The following is an 18,981-nucleotide window of genomic DNA, read 5'->3' as shown; positions in this document are numbered from 1 at the left end:
CTGTTGTGTACGGAAAAATATTTACTTTGCACGATTAATAATCAGTAGCTGAAAGCAGTCAGCGAGTGATAAAGTACAGATACCGCATTCATGCTCCTCGTGGTTATGTCCTGACTAGTCTTTACACTCTTTACAGGAACCATTGTCGTACATGATGGCCCAACCAATTGAGTGTACCGCTGTCGACATGGAATCTTCTGCGATACAACAATTCGTATCTACAGAAGGTAACTATGTTTCCACAATGCAAATTTTCCCGCGAGTTTCTACATCCTCGCTACTGGCTCACATGGTTTGGGCTTGGTGTACTCTGGCTTTGGGTACAGCTTCCTTATCCTGTTCTCTGCTTTCTCGGCACGCGTATTGGCGCAATGGCGCGACCATTCCTGAAACGTCGTGAATCTATCGCCCGTAAAAACCTGGAACTTTGTTTCCCGCAGCATTCTGCGGAAGAACGCGAGAAGATGATTGCCGAAAACTTTCGTTCACTCGGCATGGCGCTGGTAGAAACCGGCATGGCATGGTTCTGGCCCGACAGTCGCGTACGTAAATGGTTTGATGTTGAAGGGTTGGATAACCTTAAACGCGCACAAATGCAAAATCGCGGCGTAATGGTTGTCGGCGTCCATTTTATGTCGCTGGAACTGGGCGGCCGCGTGATGGGACTGTGCCAACCAATGATGGCTACCTATCGTCCACATAATAATCAGCTGATGGAATGGGTGCAGACCCGTGGGCGCATGCGCTCTAACAAAGCGATGATCGGCAGAAATAATCTGCGCGGCATTGTCGGTGCACTGAAGAAAGGTGAAGCGGTATGGTTTGCTCCCGATCAGGATTATGGTCGTAAAGGCAGCTCCTTCGCGCCGTTCTTTGCGGTGGAAAATGTCGCCACAACCAATGGCACCTATGTTCTCTCCCGTCTCTCTGGCGCAGCCATGTTGACCGTAACGATGGTAAGAAAAGCGGATTACAGCGGATATCGTTTGTTCATCACCCCAGAGATGGAAGGCTACCCGACAGATGAAAATCAAGCCGCTGCCTATATGAACAAGATTATCGAGAAAGAGATCATGCGCGCACCGGAGCAGTACCTCTGGATCCACCGTCGCTTTAAAACGCGCCCGGTGGGAGAATCGTCGTTGTACATTTAACAAACTGCTCTTACTCTTTCCCTCCTCAAATCGGCCATAATAACCTCATGGTTTTTATGGCTTTTTTCTTAAGGTTTTTTCCTTCGCTGAATATCTAATTATTACCGTCAGAAATTAAACTGTCGCCGATATGAGACACTTGTAAGTTACTAAAAGTAAATAAGAAAATGCCTCTTGTCTCGTTTCAGTTTTAGGCGTACATTAGCGCCGTCTCGAGCAGTTTAGCTCAGAATTCTGGGGTGATGCCCACGGTAAAATACAGGGCTTTTAAGGTCGCTTTGCCCGGTGTCAACTCACTGTATCAGGTGTAATGAAGTCATTCAGGCGTAACAGTAATTACGCGGAGAGATGTAAAGTGAAATATTTCTTTATGGGCATTTCTTTTATGGTCATCGTTTGGGCCGGTACTTTTGCCCTGATGATCTAAAAGCAAACTGTGCAATGAAAAACAGGAGCCATCAGGCTCCTGTTTGCATTTCTGACGACGGTGTTTATTCCGCGTTTTCGTGAATATGTTTGCTGCTGGCGGGTAGTAAACCGTCGGCACGGAACATCGCTTTAATCCCTCTGATGGCCTGACGAATACGGTCGCGGTTTTCAATCAGTGCAAAGCGAACATGCGTATCACCATAGTCGCCAAAGCCAATCCCCGGCGAGACACAAACCTTCGCTTCGTTAAGGAGCTTCTTGGCAAATTCCAGCGATCCCATGGCCGCATATGGTTCCGGGATTTTCGCCCAGACATACATCGAAGCCTTCGGCATTTCAACCATCCAGCCCGCTTCATGCAGCCCTTTAACCAATACATCACGGCGGCGTTTGTACTGTTCGGCAATGTCGCGCACGCACTGTTGATCGCCCTCCAGCGCCGCAATCGCCGCCACCTGCAACGGCGTAAAGGTGCCGTAATCGTGATAGCTTTTAATACGAGCCAGGGCGCTGACCAGCGTTTTGTTGCCAACCATAAAGCCGATACGCCAGCCCGCCATGTTGTAGCTTTTCGACAGCGTAAAGAACTCGACTGCCACATCGCGTGCACCCGGTACCTGCATAATTGACGGCGCTTTCCAGCCATCGTAGACGATATCGGCATAGGCCAGGTCATGGACCACCAGCACATCGTAGCGTTTCGCCAGCGCCACTACTTTTTCGAAGAACTCCAGTTCCACGCATTGCGCGGTTGGGTTTGACGGGAAGCCGAGGATCATCATCTTCGGTTTCGGATAACTTTCACGAATGGCTCGCTCCAGTTCGTTGAAGAAATCGACACCTTCCACCAGCGGCACTGAGCGTACCTGCGCCCCGGCAATCACCGCGCCATAAATATGGATCGGGTAACTTGGATTCGGCACCAGCACCGTGTCACCATGATCCAGCGTCGCCAGCATCAGATGCGCCAGGCCCTCTTTCGAACCAATAGTGACGATGGCTTCTGATTCCGGGTCGATTTCAACGTCGTAGCGATCCTGATACCAGCGGGAAATGGCGCGACGTAACCGCGGAATGCCGCGTGAAGTGGAGTAACCATGCGTGTCCGGGCGCTGGGCCACAGTACATAATTTTTCGACGATATGCGGCGGAGTCGCACCGTCCGGGTTACCCATGCTGAAATCGATAATATCTTCGCCGCGCCGACGCGCAGCCATTTTCAGTTCAGCGGTGATGTTAAAAACGTAGGGCGGGAGACGATCAATGCGCGTAAAGCGACGTTCAGGGCGAGTGTCAGCCATAATTTCCTCAGATTAACGTTAGCGCCCGGACCGTCCGAGCGACGCTGCCACGATGGTGGCTGTTTTGAAAATAGCCTGATTAATTTCTGTCTGTCCAGCGTTTTAGAACATTTTATTAATGACGTTAAATGAGGAACTCTGCTTTAAAAACAGGAAATTTATCTGCGCTAACAAGAAAATTACCACTCATTTTATTAACATAATAATTTCAATAAATTTACTAACCAGAAGTGCATTATCAAGAGATGCATTGCTAATACACCATTTATCTATCAATCCCCTTTTAAAATTGTGGTTTTTCCTCAAAAACGGCCTGCTGGTCATCAGCCTTCAGGTTACCTATCATAGAGGTTTAATCCTTATTCAGAGTCACCCGTGCACGAAATATTCAACATGCTGCTGGCGGTCTTCGATCGGGCAGCGTTAATGCTTATCTGCCTGTTCTTTCTCATCCGTATCCGCCTGTTTCGCGAACTGTTGCACAAGTCGGCGCACTCCCCAAAAGAATTGCTCGCCGTTACCGCCATTTTCTCGCTGTTCGCCCTGTTCAGCACCTGGTCCGGCGTTCCCGTAGAAGGCTCGCTGGTGAACGTACGTATTATCGCGGTGATGTCCGGCGGGATTCTGTTTGGCCCGTGGGTAGGCATCATTACCGGCGTGATTGCGGGTATTCACCGGTATTTAATTGATATCGGCGGCGTGACGGCGATCCCCTGCTTTATCACCAGCATTCTGGCGGGTTGTATATCGGGCTGGATCAACCTGAAAATCCCCAAAGCACAGCGCTGGCGCGTCGGTATTCTCGGCGGCATGTTGTGTGAGACGTTGACCATGATTCTGGTAATTGTCTGGGCACCAACTACCGCGTTGGGGATCGATATCGTCTCTAAAATCGGCATTCCAATGATCCTCGGTAGCGTCTGTATCGGCTTTATTGTGCTTCTGGTGCAAAGCGTTGAGGGCGAAAAAGAGGCCAGCGCCGCGCGGCAGGCCAAGCTGGCGCTGGATATCGCCAACAAAACGCTACCGCTGTTTCGCCATGTCAATAGCGAGTCATTACGCAAGGTCTGCGAAATTATCCGCGATGACATTCACGCCGATGCGGTGGCGATTACTAATACCGATCATGTGCTGGCCTATGTTGGCGTGGGTGAGCATAACTATCAGAATGGCGATGACTTCATTAGCCCGACGACCCGTCAGGCGATGAATTACGGAAAAATCATCATTAAAAACAATGATGAAGCCCACCGTACGCCGGAAATCCACTCGATGCTGGTGATCCCGCTTTGGGAGAAAGGCGTTGTGACCGGAACGCTGAAAATTTACTACTGCCACGCACATCAGATAACCTCGTCATTACAGGAAATGGCGGTTGGTCTGTCGCAAATCATCTCCACGCAACTGGAGGTTTCACGCGCCGAGCAGCTACGTGAAATGGCAAATAAGGCAGAGCTTCGCGCCCTGCAAAGCAAAATTAATCCCCATTTTCTGTTTAACGCTTTGAACGCTATTTCATCGTCAATCCGTCTGAATCCGGATACCGCTCGCCAGCTGATCTTTAATCTGTCGCGTTATCTGCGCTATAACATTGAATTAAAAGACGATGAGCAAATCGATATCAAAAAAGAGCTGTATCAAATTAAAGACTATATTGCCATTGAGCAGGCCCGCTTTGGCGACAAGCTCACGGTTATCTATGATATTGATGAAGAGGTGAATTGCTGCATTCCCAGCCTGCTGATCCAGCCGTTGGTGGAGAATGCCATTGTCCACGGTATCCAGCCTTGCAAAGGTAAAGGCGTTGTCACCATCAGCGTTGCAGAGTGCGGCAATCGGGTACGCATTGCGGTGCGGGATACCGGGCACGGCATCGATCCAAAGGTGATTGAGCGGGTCGAAGCGAATGAAATGCCGGGCAATAAAATTGGCCTGCTGAATGTTCATCATCGCGTGAAGTTATTGTATGGCGAGGGGCTGCATATCCGCCGCCTGGAACCAGGAACGGAAATTGCGTTTTACATTCCTAACCAACGCACCCCAGTCGCCTCACAGGCTACGTTATTGCTTTGAGCCGGAGTGATATTGTGAAAGTCATCATTGTTGAAGACGAATTCCTGGCACAACAGGAACTGAGCTGGCTAATTAAAGAGCACAGCCAGATGGAGATTGTCGGCACCTTTGACGACGGTCTGGACGTGTTGAAGTTTTTGCAGCATAACCGCGTCGACGCCATTTTTCTGGATATCAATATTCCGTCGCTGGATGGTGTGTTGCTGGCGCAAAACATCAGCCAGTTCGCCCATAAACCGTTTATTGTGTTCATCACCGCGTGGAAAGAACATGCGGTAGAAGCGTTTGAACTGGAGGCGTTTGACTACATTCTCAAACCGTATCAGGAGTCACGCATTACCGGGATGCTGCAAAAACTGGAAGCGGCCTGGCAACAACAGCAGACCAGCAGCACGCCTGCCGCGACGGTAACGCGTGAGAATGACACCATTAATCTGGTGAAAGATGAGCGAATAATCGTCACGCCAATTAACGATATCTATTACGCCGAAGCGCACGAGAAAATGACCTTTGTCTATACGCGGCGTGAATCCTACGTAATGCCGATGAACATTACCGAATTTTGCAGCAAACTGCCGCCGTCGCATTTTTTCCGCTGCCATCGCTCATTTTGTGTCAATCTGAACAAAATCCGCGAAATCGAACCGTGGTTTAATAACACCTATATTCTGCGGCTGAAAGATCTGGATTTTGAAGTGCCAGTCAGCCGCAGCAAAGTAAAAGAATTTCGCCAGTTAATGCATCTTTAATCGGGAACTTTCATGAAAGCACCAGGCTTGCCCGCCGATCAACAATTTTTCGCCGATCTGTTCAGCGGCCTGGTGCTTAACCCGCAACTACTGGGGCGCGTCTGGTTTGCCAGCCAGCCTGCCTCGTTGCCGGTGGGCAGTTTATGTATTGATTTTCCCCGTCTGGATATCGTGCTGCGCGGCGAATACGGCAATCTGCTGGAAGCAAAGCAGCAACGTTTGGTGGAAGGAGAAATGCTGTTTATTCCGGCGCGCGCGGCTAATTTACCGGTCAACAACAAACCGGTGATGCTGTTAAGCCTGGTGTTCGCTCCGACCTGGCTTGGGTTATCGTTTTACGATAGCCGCACCACGTCGTTGTTGCATCCTGCTCGCCAGATCCAGCTTCCCAGCCTGCAACGCGGTGAAGGTGAAGCGATGCTTACCGCCCTCACCCATCTTAGCCGTTCGCCGCTGGAGCAAAATATCATTCAGCCGCTGGTGTTAAGTTTGCTGCATCTTTGCCGTAGCGTGGTGAATATGCCGCCGGGCAATTCGCAGCCGCGCGGCGATTTTCTCTATCACAGCATTTGTAACTGGGTTCAGGATAATTATGCCCAGCCGCTCACCCGCGAGAGCGTGGCGCAGTTTTTTAATATCACGCCCAATCATCTGTCAAAACTGTTTGCTCAGCATGGAACGATGCGTTTTATCGAGTATGTGCGTTGGGTGCGAATGGCGAAGGCGAGGATGATTTTGCAGAAATATCATCTGTCAATTCATGAAGTGGCACAGCGTTGCGGTTTTCCGGATAGCGACTATTTTTGTCGCGTTTTCCGGCGTCAGTTTGGTCTGACGCCGGGAGAGTACAGCGCCCGTTTTCAGGGCTAACGTCAGAAGGTTAATTCTGTTTCCAGCAGCGTCAGGATACTTTGTGCATCTTGCGCGGCAAACAACGACTGGCGGAAGTTTTTATTCACCAGTTTACGCGCCAGCTGCGAGAAGACTTTCACATGATTCATCCCTTCGTTAGCACCCAGCGTCAGCATGATCACCAGTTCGACTTCGCCCATTTCTGACTGCCAGTCAATCGGTTTCGCCAGCCGGGCAATGCTGATACTGGAATGACGGATCCACTGTGATTTGGTATGCGGGATCGCCACGCCAAAACCAACGCCAGTGGTGACTATCTCTTCCCGCTGCCAGACATCTTCTTCCAGCTCAAACGGATGTTCAGTGCGCCCGTTAACGCCGAGGTTGCCGCACAGGAACTGGATCGCCTGCTCTTTATTGCTAAATTCCTGATCAACAAAGATATTCTCCAGCGCCAGCAGTGGGCGAACGTCTTCTTCCGGCGTAAAGGCGGTGAGTAACGCTTCAATTTCCTGCGCACTGCGGCATTCACATGCCTGACGCGCCAGTTCCCGACACGCCTCGCTATCCAGTTGACGAAGCTGGCTTTTCACCGCCGGAATACGCGGGCTACTCATACTCAGCTCATCCAGGCCCAGCCCAAGCAGTAGCGGCAGATAACGGCTTTCACCGCCCAGTTCACCGCAAATGCCTACCCATTTGCCCCGCTGATGCGCAGTGGTAACTATTTGCTGCAACATGCGCAGGAACGATGGCGTAATCGGGTTATATAGCGGCGATACGCGCGGGTTATTACGATCGACCGCATACAGATACTGGGTCATATCGTTGGAGCCGATACTGAAGAAATCGACCTCATCGCAGAAGTGGTCGATGATGTAGCACACCGACGGAACTTCCACCATGATCCCAAGCGTAATCGTCTCTGCATGACGCAGGCCATCGCGCTTAAGCTCAACGATCGCTTTTTGGATCTCGCCTTTCACCCATAAGATCTGATCGAGGCTGTGAACCATCGGGATCATCAACTGGGCGTTGCCGAAACTGGCGGCGCGCAAAATGGCCCGCAGTTGAGTGCGGAACAGGCCAGCAAATTCCGGGTAAATACGTACCGCGCGATAGCCGAGGAACGGGTTCTCTTCCTGGGGAATATTCAGATAAGGAATGCTTTTATCGCCGCCGATGTCCATCGTGCGGAAGATAATCGGCTTGTCGCCCGCCGCCAGTAGCACCTGCTGGTAGGCTTCAAATTGCTCCTGCTCGTCCGGCGCGCTGTCGCGATCCATATAGAGCATTTCGGTACGGAACAGCCCGACACCTTCCGCGCCGTTGGCAAACGCGCCTGGCGCTTCCAGAGCGGTGCCGATATTCGCCGCAATATCAATACGCTTGTTATCACGGGAATAGGCCAGCTGCGCGGCAGCCTGCGCCTGTTGTTTTTGGCGTTTATCCGCCAGCGTCTGCGCGACCTGATAATAACCGCTCACCGCGTCATTCGGGTTAATCGCCAGCACGCCGCACTGGGCGTCAAGCACTGCAGGTTGCCCGGCATAACGGGCAATCGCATCCAGCGGCAAGCCACTCAGTACCGGGATCGCCGAGGCACGGGCCAGAATCAGTGTATGCGAGGTGCGCCCGGTTTTCTCCAGAATCATGCCCGCAAGATTTTTCAAATCAAGGCTCAAAAACTGGCTTGGGGTTAAATCTTCAGCCACCAGAATGGTCGGTTTTTCAAGCACCAGCTTGTTGCGCGGCTTCAGTTCCGGCCAGGTGATATGCAGCAACTGTTCGCTGATATCGCGAATGTCGCTAACACGTTCGCGCAGATAATCGCTGGCAGAGGCAGAAAGTTTGGCGCAAACCTGCTCCATATTGCTGATGATCGCCGCCCCCAGCCCCTGATGCTGTTCTGTCATCAGGCGACGGATATTGCCTGCAAATTCATCATCCTGAATCAGCGACAAATGGGCGCTGAGGATAGTTTTGCTTTCGCCGTCACGCTCACGCAATTGCTGGTTCAGTTGCTCGGCAAGCGTTGCCAGGCTGTGCTCCAGCCGGGTGGAATCTTGCGCACTGGCGGGGATTGCCCGATAACTGTCGAGGCTGTCGCTTTGTAACAGGGTCAGCGTACCCACGCCGACGCCGCTTGCCAGCACATTGCCGTACAGTAAATCCGGGTTAAGGCGGCTTAATGAACGCGGCAGCGGATGCGCCGTCAGTTCTGCCTGCGTAGGCTGAACGCTGTCGCTGTCGATAAAGCGCACCTGGATGTACTCTTCCAGCACGCGCCGCGCCTGCTCTTCATCGCTGCCGCTAATGTTCAGGCTGCAACTGTCATTAAATAGGGTGCCGGTGCCAATCAGCGCCAGCGAGCTTTTCGCATCTGCCTTTGCGTTCTGGCGATGGTTAATAAAAGTGATTTCGCTTTGCCACTGGCTGCACTGTTCTTTAAGTTCCCACGCCGGACGAGCATGTAGACCGTTAGGCAAAGGACAGAGAAATTGAATCGTTAACATAACCGCTCCGGGTTAATCAGGAGATCATCTGAAATCCGTCAGTTGAACAACCGTCTCACGCGTAAGACGTTGAATAAGGGCAGATAAAAGTTGCTGCATCTGCAAAATGTCGCGGCAATCGGCAATCGATGCGGCGCAATGTCCATGGCGGGTTGCTGGCCCCATCACCACTGTGGGCACGCCGGTGCCGGTTAAGTGCACCGCCCCGCCGTCCGTGCCGCCGTTGCTGAACATATCTGCCTGCAACGGCACGCCAATTTCTGCCGCCACGGTTTCGACCCAGGCGGTAAGTTTTGGCGGCGCAATCAGCGACTTGTCGCTTAACACCAGCATCGGCCCGTTACCAATCTGGCGATGGTTAGCCGCGCCATAATCAAAGTTTTTCGCCCAGCAGGCGGTATCAAGCACAATGGCGACGTCCGGCGACACCGCGCGGGTGGCAGTTTGCCCGCCGCGTAATCCCACCTCTTCGCTGGAACTTGCCACCAGCCACACTTCCGCAGGTAGTTCGGCGTCGTGCAGTTCGCGCAGTAACGTCACCAGCAGATAGCAACCGAGGCGGTCATCAAAGGCTTTCCCCATCACTCGCTGGTGAGGGAGAACCTGAAAAGTGGTATCAAACGTGACGCGATCGCCGGGACGAATTCCCGCCTGCATCACTTCGTCATAGGAGCGCGCACCAATGTCCACGCGCATGGCGCTGACGTCATTCCCCTGCCGGTCGCCGTCAAGCAGGCCTGGAATTTTGCACTCTTCACGGGTGGTGATGCGCACCGGCTGCAGCTGGCGGGCAGCCATGCGTACGTTGCCAACCGGCAGCACATCAATCGCCCCTTCGCGGGAGATGCTGCGCACCATAAATCCCACTTCGTCCATATGCGCACAGATCATCACCTTCGGACCTGTCGATTCATTCAGGCGGATCAGCACCGATCCCAGACCATCAAATCGCACTTCTTTTTGCAGGCGATCCGCTTCTTCCAGCAGGATCTGCCGCACTTCCTGTTCCGAGGAGGCGATCGCATCTGCCTCGCTCAACGCTTTTAATAGCGATAAATCCATTATGCCTCTCCCGTGAGCAACACTGTTTTCGGCATGGCGTAGAGCACTTCTGCGCCTTGCGGGGTAACCAGCACAACATCTTCGATGCGCACGCCCCCTTGCCCTGGCAAATAAATCCCCGGCTCCACGGTCAGTAACATGCCTGGCTGTAGCGTCGTGGTGTCCCGCGGTGAAAAACGCGGATCTTCATGAACTTCAATGCCGATAGCGTGACCGGTGTTATGACCGAAATAGTCGCCATAACCTGCTTCTGTAATGACCCGGCGCGCGGCATCGTCAACCTGCTGGCAGCGCACGCCGGGGCGAATCGCGGAGATTGCTGCGAGCTGTGCCTGCAGGACAATTTGATAGACGTTAAACAGCGGGTGAGATTCGGCGCTCACCCCTTCGCCATTCACCAGCAAGGTGCGCGTCATATCAGAGCAGTAGCCCTGATACAGCGCACCGAAATCGAGAGTGACAAACTCGCCCGCTGCAACAATCTTGTCGCTGGCTTTGCCGTGCGGCAGCGCCCCACGCCAGCCACTGGCGACAATGGTGTCAAAAGAGGCTTTTTCTGCGCCCTGCTGGCGCATAAACCACTCCAGTTCAGCGGCTATCTCGCGCTCGCTCATCCCCGCCTGAATAAAGCGGCGAATATGCTCTGCACCGCGATCAGCAATCCCACAGGCGAGGCGGATTTTCTCCACCTCCTCTGGCGTTTTGATTTGCCGCAGCACATCCGGCGTGGCGCTAACCAGTTTCGCATTGAGTTCAGACTGCCAGCGGTGCGCGGTTTCCCAACTCACCTGCTGGCCCTCAAAACCGAGCGTTTGCAACTGTTCATCGGCAATGATTTGATTGACGATAGTGGTAAGCGTGTTCGTCGCGTCAAGCAAATGCAGCTGGTAGCCTTGCGCACGGGCTTCCACCTCAACGTAATAGCGCGAATCCACCAGAATGTGCGCACTTTCACGGCTAATCACCACATAACCTGATCCGGTGGAGATCCCCAGATGCGGCTGTTTGTTCTGCCGTGAGGAGAGAAGCACTGCATCCAGTTGTTGCGCCTTAAGCCAGTCGCGCAGCGAAGCGAGTAATGTCATCTGGATTTTCCTTCTTACAGGCTATCGATTAACAATTTGCCTTTACGGAACATCATCAGACGCAGGAACACCACCATCAGCGCAGTTATGACTGCCCCCAGCGCGATCCCCGCCATATAGACGCCCAGGTTAGTGACCAGCGGCCATGCCCAGATAGCGGACTCCGGGAACCATTGCACTGCGCCCAGCCAGACAGCGGCGGTTGAGCCGACAATAGCGCCGACCATATACGACGGAATGGCGGTGATGGGGCTTTCCAGCGCAAACGGAATCGCACCCTCACTGATCCCCATAAACGCCAGGAACATGGCGGTCTTACCCTGCGGATAAAGTTGAGCGTTGAACAGGCGTTTGCCGGTTAAACGACGGTCGATAATGGTCGCCAGCCCCAGACCAATCGGCGGAATAACGATAGCGATAGAACGAGCGGTGACCGGTAATACGTGGTCAGTGGTAAAGCTGAAGGCAACAAAACCTGCGGCTTTGTTGATCGGGCCACCAAGGTCGATTGCTGTCGCCGCGGCGATCCCCATTGCGTACATCAGCGCGCCCTTCTCACCTGCGGCAGTCAGCACAGTACGGATACCGCCGTTGATCCAGCCACCAAAGGGGGTGATGACGTAGTACATCGCCAGCATGACAAAAATGGCGGAAAGAATCGGGAGCAAAAATGTGGTTTTGAACGCTAACAGGAAATCCGGTAACTGGATTTTCTGGTTCATCCACTTCACAAGGTAACCCGCGACGATAGAAATAATCAGCGCACCAATGAAGGTGGACGGCACCGGCGAAGAGGTCGCCCATTGCATAGTGCTGGGATCGAAGTTCAGCAGTTGCGTCGGCTGGGTAGACATCAACCCGCCGATAAAACCAGCCGGGAACGCCAGTTTGCCACCGATAGAGTTCGCCACAAAAGCAGCAAACATCGGAATGGCAAAACCAAACAACACGCCGCCGAAGGACTGCGACAGCCAGGCAAATTTAAGTAAGGAGAGGTCGAAACCGGAGAATTTCCCGCTATTAAGAGCATCCATGATGCCGATCTCAGCAGGAATTTTAAGCCAGCTATAAGCAATCAGCTGGCTGAAAGCGAGGATCACACCGCCCATAATTAAGGTCGGCACCATGCGTGAAATCCCTGACATCACATGCTGCGGGAGTTCACCCCAGAAGCTGGTTTTAGAGGCCTGCGGATTCTTAACTGCCGCTGCCGCACCGGATGCGCCAGGCACAACGGTTGCACTGCGTTTTTTAATGGCCATAACAATTATCCCTGTCGAATATTACTGTTGTTCAGAGGCAATCATCTCTTCGATTTCTTTGATGATGCCCGCAGCGTTTTTAATTGCGTCCTGCAAAGTGATTTCATAAACGTCGCGTGATTCGAAACGTTCGTTATCTTCCGGGGTAACTGCCACGGAGTGGATGATGATGGTCGCTTCGGCGATATCCTGCGCCGTCAGGCGATTCTGGATACCGTCCGCGCCCTGGGTTTCAATTTTCACTTCATAACCGGCTTCTACCGCCGCTTCTTCCAGCGCCTGAGCGGCCATAAAGGTGTGAGCCAGGCCCATCGGGCAGGCACATAAGGCAATCAGTTTCTTACTCATCGTTAATTCCTCGTTCAGTGATAGTTGACGAGTGAAATTATGAACGTGCAAAACAAATCGCCGTTACCAGACAAATAATGCATTTACTGGAGAATTAATCCCGCTGTACGGAAGTGTGACGCAGGTCGGCCTTGTGAGGGGACACAAAGAAAAATTGAATAAACTGTATGATTTAAAAGATTATCGGGAGAGTTACCTCCCGATATAAAAGGAAGGATTTACAGAATGTGACCTAAGGTCTGGCGTAAATGTGCACCGGAACCGAGAAGGCCCGGATTGTCATGGACGATGAGATACACCGGAATATCATGGACATATTCTTTAAAGCGCCCTTTATCTTCAAATGCGGCACGGAAACCGGAGGCTTTGAAGAACTCAAGGAAGCGCGGCACGATACCGCCCGCAATAAACACGCCGCCAAATGTCCCGAGATTGAGCGCCAGATTGCCGCCAAAACGGCCCATAATGACGCAAAACAGCGACAATGCGCGGCGGCAATCGGTGCAGCTGTCAGCCAGCGCGCGTTCGGTAATATCTTTTGGCTTGAGATTTTCTGGCAGGCGGTTGTCAGCTTTCACAATTGCGCGATACAAATTCACCAGCCCAGGGCCAGAAAGCACGCGCTCCGCCGAAACATGACCAATTTCCGCACGCAATATTTCGAGGATAATGGCCTCTTCTTCACTATTCGGCGCAAAATCAACGTGACCGCCTTCGCCTGGCAAGCTTACCCAACGCTTATCGACATGGACCAGATGCGCAACCCCAAGCCCCGTTCCGGCACCGTAAACCGCAATAGGCTTACCTTCGACCGGTTCTGCGCCACCAAACTGAATCAGATGCTCTTTTTTCAGCATCGGGATCGCCATCGATACAGCGGTAAAATCGTTAATAATTTCCAGATGGCTAAAACCGAGATTCTTTTTCATTTCGGCAATTGAGAACGCCCAGGTATGGTTGGTCATCGCCACCCAGTCACCGGTAATTGGGCAAGCGATGGCAATACAGCCGTCTTTCACCTCGACCTTATGTTCTTCAAGATAAACGCGAATGACCGCTTCGAGGCTGGGGTAATCAAGCCCTGAATAGGTCTTAGCCTGCGAGATTTCACCACTGGCAATATCACACAGAGCAAGACGTGCGTTGGTGCCGCCCACATCACCGACTAATGCATACTTTGTCATTCTTCAACTGCTCCGCTAAAGTCAAAATAATTCTTTCTCACACTGTAAATACCTGGGGGCATAACAACAACGCCGGAAAGGCAGGCTCCCTGTAAATATCGATCTGGGTCACACAATTACTTTATCGTTTCAGCACCAATTGCAGCGATGCCTTTTTGCAAGCTGGGCAAACTAAGTATCTGACCCCGCATAAGGAATAGAACATGCTCCATCCGCGAGCCAGAACCATGTTGTTATTATCGCTCCCCGCCGTGGCAATTGGGATTGCGTCCAGTCTTATTCTGATTGTGGTGATGAAAATCGCCTCGGTATTACAGAATTTGCTCTGGCAACGACTGCCGGGAACTCTGGGGATAGCCCAGGATTCACCCCTCTGGATCATCGGTGTATTAACGCTAACGGGTATTGCGGTGGGGTTGGTTATCCGTTTCAGCCAGGGTCATGCCGGACCAGACCCCGCCTGTGAACCGCTGATCGGCGCACCGGTTCCGCCCTCTGCGCTACCTGGACTTATCGTAGCATTAATTCTCGGTCTTGCTGGCGGCGTCAGCCTGGGGCCGGAACATCCGATCATGACCGTCAATATCGCCCTTGCGGTTGCCATTGGCGCTCGTCTGTTACCGCGCGTCAACCGAATGGAGTGGACTATTTTAGCCTCTGCCGGAACCATCGGCGCACTGTTTGGCACTCCTGTTGCGGCGGCGTTGATATTTTCGCAAACCTTAAATGGCAGTAGTGAAGTTCCGCTATGGGATCGTCTCTTTGCGCCGTTAATGGCGGCAGCAGCTGGTGCACTTACTACCGGATTATTTTTCCATCCTCATTTTTCACTGCCCATTGCTCATTACGGACAGATGGAAATGACCGATATTCTCAGCGGTGCAATTGTCGCGGCGATTGCCATCGCAGCAGGGATGGTCGCCGTATGGTGCTTACCACGGTTGCACGCGATGATGCATCAAATGAAAAATCCGGTGCTCGTGCTGGGTATTGGCGGATTTATTCTCGGTATTCTGGGGGTTATTGGTGGACCAGTTTCGCTGTTTAAAGGGCTGGATGAGATGCAGCAGATGGTGGCAAATCAGGCTTTCAGCACCAGCGATTACTTTTTGCTGGCGGTAATTAAACTTGCCGCCCTGGTCGTTGCTGCCGCCAGTGGCTTTCGCGGTGGGCGAATCTTCCCGGCAGTGTTTGTCGGCGTGGCATTAGGGTTGATGCTGCATGAGCACGTTCCCGCCGTACCAGCGGCAATAACCGTTTCTTGCGCTATTCTCGGCATCGTGCTGGTGGTAACACGCGATGGCTGGTTAAGTCTTTTTATGGCGGCAGTCGTTGTACCCAATACCACATTGCTACCGCTGCTCTGTATCGTCATGCTTCCGGCATGGCTGTTATTAGCAGGTAAGCCGATGATGATGGTCAATCGTCCGAAGCAACAGCCACCCCACGATAACGTTTAGCAAAAAATGCTCTCCTTTATGATTTAAGAGTTATGGCGATGATACGGGGCTTTACCTCCCCGTAATATTGCGTTAACAGGCCGCTGACGGCTTCGAGCGTGAAGGAGAATAACAATGTTCAGGTCACTGTTTCTGGCGGCCGCCCTGATGGCATTTACCCCGCTTGCAGCAAACGCAGGTGAAATCACCCTACTGCCATCAATCAAATTACAAATTGGCGATCGCGATCATTACGGTAATTACTGGGACGGTGGTCACTGGCGCGACCGTGACTACTGGCATCGCAATTATGAGTGGCGCAAAAACCGTTGGTGGCGTCATGATAATGGCTACCACCGTGGCTGGGATAAGCGTAAAGCGTATGAGCGTGGCTATCGTGAAGGCTGGCGCGATCGTGACGATCATCGCGGAAAAGGCCGGGGTCATGGGCACCGCCATTAAACGCGTCCGCCAATGGAGCACAATGCCTGATGCGACGCTAGTGCGTCTTATCAGGCCTACAAACCGGCTCTTTAACGCGTAGGGCGGATAAGGCGTTTACGCCGCATCCGCCAATAGTGCCAGATGCGACGCTCATTCAACTACAATCCCAGCGCCGTCCCCACCAACAACCAGATATTCAGCGCCACGACCAGCACCACAATCACCCAGCCTGTCTGTTTTACGCGTTTGCTGTTCACCAGATCGCCCATCAACTTGCTGTCACTGGTGAAAATCAGCAGTGGAACCAGCGCCAGAGCGATACCAAAACTTAACAGTACCTGACTCATAACCAGAATCCGTGTCGGATCTAATCCCATCAGAATGACAATAAATGACGGCAACATGGTGACTGTACGACGCACCCACAGCGGGATATGAAAGCGAATGAAGCCCTGCATCACCACCTGCCCCGCCAGTGTCCCCACCACCGTTGAAGACAGCCCCGCAGCAACCAGGCTTAATCCAAAGACCGTTGCCGCAGCGTGGCTTAACAGCGGTTGCAGCGTCAGATAAGCCTCATCAAGATCGGCAACACCAGTATGACCGGAAAAGTGGAACGCCGCCGCAGCTGTAGCCATCATCGCCAGATTGACAAAACCGGCAATAGTCATGGCGATAGCCACATCCCATTTGGTGGCGGAATAACGTTGTTGACGCGAACCGCCATGTAAATGCTGAGTGAGCGAGGAGTGCAAATAAATCACATGCGGCATAATCGTCGCCCCTAACACGCCTGCTGCCAGGAAGACCGCTTCCGAAGTAGGTAAACTCGGGATCACCATTCCTTTACCCAGCTGCGCCAGGTTAGGCTGGGAGAAAATCAACTCGACAATGTAAGCCGCGGCAACAAACAACAGTAACCCGCCAATCACTTTCTCCAGCGGTTTTTGCCCGCGACGTTGCAGCATTAAAATCAGGAAAGTCGCGATCCCCGTCAGCACCGCGCCCTGCAACAACGAAACACCAAGAATGAGTTTAAAACCGATCGCCGCACCAATAAATTCCGCCAGGTCGGTTGCCATCGCAATAATTTCTGCCTGAACCCAATAGAACCACACTACGGGACGCGGATAGTGATCGCGAATCTGCTCCGCCAGATTTTTACCGGTGGCAATCCCTAGTTTGGCAGAGAGGATCTGAATCAGCATCGCCATCAGGTTGGCCCAAACGACAACCCACAGTAGCTGATAGCCGAAGCTAGCACCCGCCTGAATATTGGTCGCAAAGTTACCGGGATCGATATAACCAATCGCCGCAATGAACGCAGGTCCCATTAATGCGAGCCTCATCTTGCGCGCCGCCCGTCCGCTGCTACTCTCAACGCGATAGTTCGTCATCTTGTGCCTCTAAAACATAGCCTTTGCTATGTTTCATGCTATGCCAAACGAGAATGATTATCAAATTCATTTAAATGGATTGTGGTGATTTCTCTGATAGACCAGGATTATGACTACGAAAAGATTGATGACTTGAATGTTATGGTTATGTTTAATGTTAGCACATTTACATAACTTTCAGCTTCCATACACAACATAGCAGAAATGTATGACAGATCACTATTTTTGAAGCCTGTCACAGGACGTCATTATAGTGTGTGTCAGATCTCGTTTTCCTTAACCATGTTACATAGAATGTGCACGGAAATTTAACCTGCCTCATATTTGGAGCAAATATGGACCGCGTCCTTCATTTTGTACTGGCACTTGCCGTTGTTGCGATTCTCGCACTGCTGGTAAGCAGCGACCGCAAAAAAATTCGTATCCGTTATGTTATTCAACTGCTTGTTATCGAAGTGTTACTGGCGTGGTTCTTCCTGAACTCCGACGTTGGTTTAGGCTTCGTGAAAGGCTTCTCCGAAATGTTCGAAAAACTGCTCGGATTTGCCAACGAAGGGACTAACTTCGTCTTTGGTAGCATGAATGATCAAGGCCTGGCATTCTTCTTCCTGAAAGTGCTGTGCCCAATCGTCTTTATCTCTGCACTGATCGGTATTCTCCAGCACATTCGCGTGTTGCCGGTGATCATCCGCGCAATTGGTTTCCTGCTCTCCAAAGTCAACGGCATGGGCAAACTGGAATCCTTTAACGCCGTCAGCTCCCTGATTCTGGGTCAGTCTGAAAACTTTATTGCCTATAAAGATATCCTCGGCAAAATCTCCCGTAATCGTATGTACACCATGGCTGCCACGGCAATGTCCACCGTGTCGATGTCCATCGTTGGTGCATACATGACCATGCTGGAACCGAAATACGTCGTTGCTGCGCTGGTACTGAACATGTTCAGCACCTTTATCGTGCTGTCGCTGATCAATCCTTACCGTGTTGATGCCAGTGAAGAAAACATCCAGATGTCCAACCTGCACGAAGGTCAGAGCTTCTTCGAAATGCTGGGTGAATACATTCTGGCAGGTTTCAAAGTTGCCATTATCGTTGCCGCGATGCTGATTGGCTTTATCGCCCTGATCGCCGCGCTGAACGCACTGTTTGCCACCGTTACTGGCTGGTTTGGCTACAGCATCTCCTTCCAGGGCATCCTGGGCTACATCTTCTATCCGATTGCATGGGTGATGGGTGTTCCTTCCAGTGAAGCACTGCAAGTGGGCAGTATCATGGCGACCAAACTGGTTTCCAACGAGTTCGTTGCGATGATGGATCTGCAGAAAATTGCTTCCACGCTCTCTCCGCGTGCTGAAGGCATCATCTCTGTGTTCCTGGTTTCCTTCGCTAACTTCTCTTCAATCGGGATTATCGCAGGTGCAGTTAAAGGCCTGAATGAAGAGCAAGGTAACGTGGTTTCTCGCTTCGGTCTGAAGCTGGTTTACGGCTCTACCCTGGTGAGTGTGCTGTCTGCGTCAATCGCAGCACTGGTGCTGTAAGACCATACATAAAAAAGCCGGGGATAATTCCCATAAGCGCTAACTTAAGGGTTGAACCATCTGAAGAATGCGACGCCTCGGTGCCTCGTTAAGACGATGCCTCGCGTTCTTCAATTGCGTTTTGTAGGCTGTCAGGGATACTGTCCCA

General features: G+C 52.0%; 16 protein-coding genes. 8 read left to right on the top strand and 8 right to left on the bottom strand.

Features of this window, described 5'->3' with window-relative positions; all coding sequences use genetic code 11:
* Positions 1-233: 233 nt before the first annotated feature.
* The gene (lpxP, locus tag K0778_RS09400; protein ID WP_000484404.1) at positions 234-1,154 is read left to right on the top strand and encodes a kdo(2)-lipid IV(A) palmitoleoyltransferase; all 921 of its coding nucleotides are present in this window, start codon (positions 234-236) and stop codon (positions 1,152-1,154) included.
* Positions 1,155-1,509: 355 nt separating this feature from the next.
* The gene (gene ypdK / locus K0778_RS09395; RefSeq protein ID WP_010723117.1) at positions 1,510-1,581 is read left to right on the top strand and encodes a membrane protein YpdK; all 72 of its coding nucleotides are present in this window, start codon (positions 1,510-1,512) and stop codon (positions 1,579-1,581) included.
* Positions 1,582-1,645: 64 nt separating this feature from the next.
* Here the strand turns inward: ypdK and alaC are convergent, their stop codons facing one another.
* On the bottom strand, positions 1,646-2,884 hold the full coding sequence (gene alaC / locus K0778_RS09390) for an alanine transaminase (protein ID WP_000785931.1): 1,239 nt from the start codon (positions 2,882-2,884) through the stop codon (positions 1,646-1,648).
* Between the two features lie 375 nt (positions 2,885-3,259).
* On the opposite strand from alaC, the gene ypdA reads away from it, so the two are divergent.
* From ypdA to K0778_RS09375, 3 genes are read left to right on the top strand one after another with little or no spacing between them, the layout of a single operon-like run.
* Entirely contained in the window at positions 3,260-4,957 is a 1,698-nt protein-coding gene (ypdA, locus tag K0778_RS09385; protein ID WP_000544359.1) for a two-component system sensor histidine kinase YpdA, read from the top strand.
* A gap of 14 nt (positions 4,958-4,971) precedes the next feature.
* Positions 4,972-5,706 (top strand): two-component system response regulator YpdB, encoded by a 735-nt coding sequence (gene ypdB / locus K0778_RS09380; protein ID WP_001295458.1) that lies wholly within the window; start codon positions 4,972-4,974, stop codon positions 5,704-5,706.
* 12 nt (positions 5,707-5,718) lie between these two features.
* Positions 5,719-6,576: an AraC family transcriptional regulator gene (locus K0778_RS09375; protein ID WP_000646835.1), complete on the top strand. Its 858-nt coding sequence runs from the start codon at positions 5,719-5,721 to the stop codon at positions 6,574-6,576.
* A 2-nt stretch (positions 6,577-6,578) separates the two neighbouring features.
* Here K0778_RS09375 and ptsP read toward each other — a convergent pair whose 3' ends face one another.
* The 6 genes from ptsP to glk form a co-directional block, all read right to left on the bottom strand.
* Complete coding sequence (gene ptsP, locus K0778_RS09370) at positions 6,579-9,074, bottom strand: phosphoenolpyruvate--protein phosphotransferase (RefSeq protein ID WP_001618737.1); 2,496 nt, start codon at positions 9,072-9,074, stop codon at positions 6,579-6,581.
* Between the two features lie 24 nt (positions 9,075-9,098).
* Entirely contained in the window at positions 9,099-10,136 is a 1,038-nt protein-coding gene (gene ypdE, locus K0778_RS09365; RefSeq protein WP_000366028.1) for an aminopeptidase, read from the bottom strand.
* Complete coding sequence (gene ypdF, locus K0778_RS09360) at positions 10,136-11,221, bottom strand: aminopeptidase (RefSeq protein WP_000173291.1); 1,086 nt, start codon at positions 11,219-11,221, stop codon at positions 10,136-10,138. The genes ypdE and ypdF overlap by 1 nt, the downstream gene beginning before the upstream one ends.
* A gap of 14 nt (positions 11,222-11,235) precedes the next feature.
* Positions 11,236-12,483, bottom strand: coding sequence for a PTS fructose transporter subunit IIC (locus K0778_RS09355; protein WP_000985359.1), 1,248 nt, complete (start codon positions 12,481-12,483; stop codon positions 11,236-11,238).
* Between the two features lie 21 nt (positions 12,484-12,504).
* A complete protein-coding gene (locus tag K0778_RS09350; RefSeq protein WP_000038456.1) occupies positions 12,505-12,831 on the bottom strand; it encodes a PTS fructose transporter subunit IIB in 327 nt (108 codons plus the stop codon).
* A 218-nt stretch (positions 12,832-13,049) separates the two neighbouring features.
* Positions 13,050-14,015: a glucokinase gene (gene glk / locus K0778_RS09345; RefSeq protein ID WP_000170346.1), complete on the bottom strand. Its 966-nt coding sequence runs from the start codon at positions 14,013-14,015 to the stop codon at positions 13,050-13,052.
* A 203-nt stretch (positions 14,016-14,218) separates the two neighbouring features.
* On the opposite strand from glk, the gene K0778_RS09340 reads away from it, so the two are divergent.
* Both K0778_RS09340 and ypeC read left to right on the top strand, forming a co-directional pair.
* Complete coding sequence (locus K0778_RS09340; RefSeq protein WP_000903148.1) at positions 14,219-15,475, top strand: ion channel protein; 1,257 nt, start codon at positions 14,219-14,221, stop codon at positions 15,473-15,475.
* Positions 15,476-15,589: 114 nt separating this feature from the next.
* The gene (gene ypeC, locus K0778_RS09335) at positions 15,590-15,916 is read left to right on the top strand and encodes a DUF2502 domain-containing protein YpeC (RefSeq protein WP_000490072.1); all 327 of its coding nucleotides are present in this window, start codon (positions 15,590-15,592) and stop codon (positions 15,914-15,916) included.
* A gap of 140 nt (positions 15,917-16,056) precedes the next feature.
* Here ypeC and K0778_RS09330 read toward each other — a convergent pair whose 3' ends face one another.
* On the bottom strand, positions 16,057-17,295 hold the full coding sequence (locus K0778_RS09330; RefSeq protein WP_000186369.1) for an Nramp family divalent metal transporter: 1,239 nt from the start codon (positions 17,293-17,295) through the stop codon (positions 16,057-16,059).
* 335 nt (positions 17,296-17,630) lie between these two features.
* On the opposite strand from K0778_RS09330, the gene nupC reads away from it, so the two are divergent.
* Complete coding sequence (nupC, locus tag K0778_RS09325) at positions 17,631-18,833, top strand: nucleoside permease NupC (RefSeq protein WP_000376337.1); 1,203 nt, start codon at positions 17,631-17,633, stop codon at positions 18,831-18,833.
* The last annotated feature ends 148 nt before the right edge of the window (positions 18,834-18,981 follow it).

The organism is Escherichia sp. XD33 (assembly GCF_019375075.1).
GTDB classification, from domain to species: domain Bacteria; phylum Pseudomonadota; class Gammaproteobacteria; order Enterobacterales; family Enterobacteriaceae; genus Enterobacter; species Enterobacter flexneri_A.
The sequence above is the reverse complement of the archived record's forward strand: the minus strand, read 5'-3'. Positions and strand labels throughout refer to the sequence as shown.

Excerpts from the sequence above, each read along its gene's own strand:
- lpxP (WP_000484404.1), top strand. The coding sequence starts at position 234 with ATGTTTCCACAATGCAAATTTTCCCGCGAGTTTCTACATCCTCGCTAC.
- alaC (WP_000785931.1), bottom strand. The coding sequence starts at position 2,884 with ATGGCTGACACTCGCCCTGAACGTCGCTTTACGCGCATTGATCGTCTC.
- K0778_RS09375 (WP_000646835.1), top strand. The coding sequence starts at position 5,719 with ATGAAAGCACCAGGCTTGCCCGCCGATCAACAATTTTTCGCCGATCTG.
- ptsP (WP_001618737.1), bottom strand. The coding sequence starts at position 9,074 with ATGTTAACGATTCAATTTCTCTGTCCTTTGCCTAACGGTCTACATGCT.
- ypdE (WP_000366028.1), bottom strand. The coding sequence starts at position 10,136 with ATGGATTTATCGCTATTAAAAGCGTTGAGCGAGGCAGATGCGATCGCC.
- ypdF (WP_000173291.1), bottom strand. The coding sequence starts at position 11,221 with ATGACATTACTCGCTTCGCTGCGCGACTGGCTTAAGGCGCAACAACTG.
- K0778_RS09355 (WP_000985359.1), bottom strand. The coding sequence starts at position 12,483 with ATGGCCATTAAAAAACGCAGTGCAACCGTTGTGCCTGGCGCATCCGGT.
- K0778_RS09350 (WP_000038456.1), bottom strand. The coding sequence starts at position 12,831 with ATGAGTAAGAAACTGATTGCCTTATGTGCCTGCCCGATGGGCCTGGCT.
- glk (WP_000170346.1), bottom strand. The coding sequence starts at position 14,015 with ATGACAAAGTATGCATTAGTCGGTGATGTGGGCGGCACCAACGCACGT.
- K0778_RS09340 (WP_000903148.1), top strand. The coding sequence starts at position 14,219 with ATGCTCCATCCGCGAGCCAGAACCATGTTGTTATTATCGCTCCCCGCC.
- ypeC (WP_000490072.1), top strand. The coding sequence starts at position 15,590 with ATGTTCAGGTCACTGTTTCTGGCGGCCGCCCTGATGGCATTTACCCCG.
- K0778_RS09330 (WP_000186369.1), bottom strand. The coding sequence starts at position 17,295 with ATGACGAACTATCGCGTTGAGAGTAGCAGCGGACGGGCGGCGCGCAAG.
- nupC (WP_000376337.1), top strand. The coding sequence starts at position 17,631 with ATGGACCGCGTCCTTCATTTTGTACTGGCACTTGCCGTTGTTGCGATT.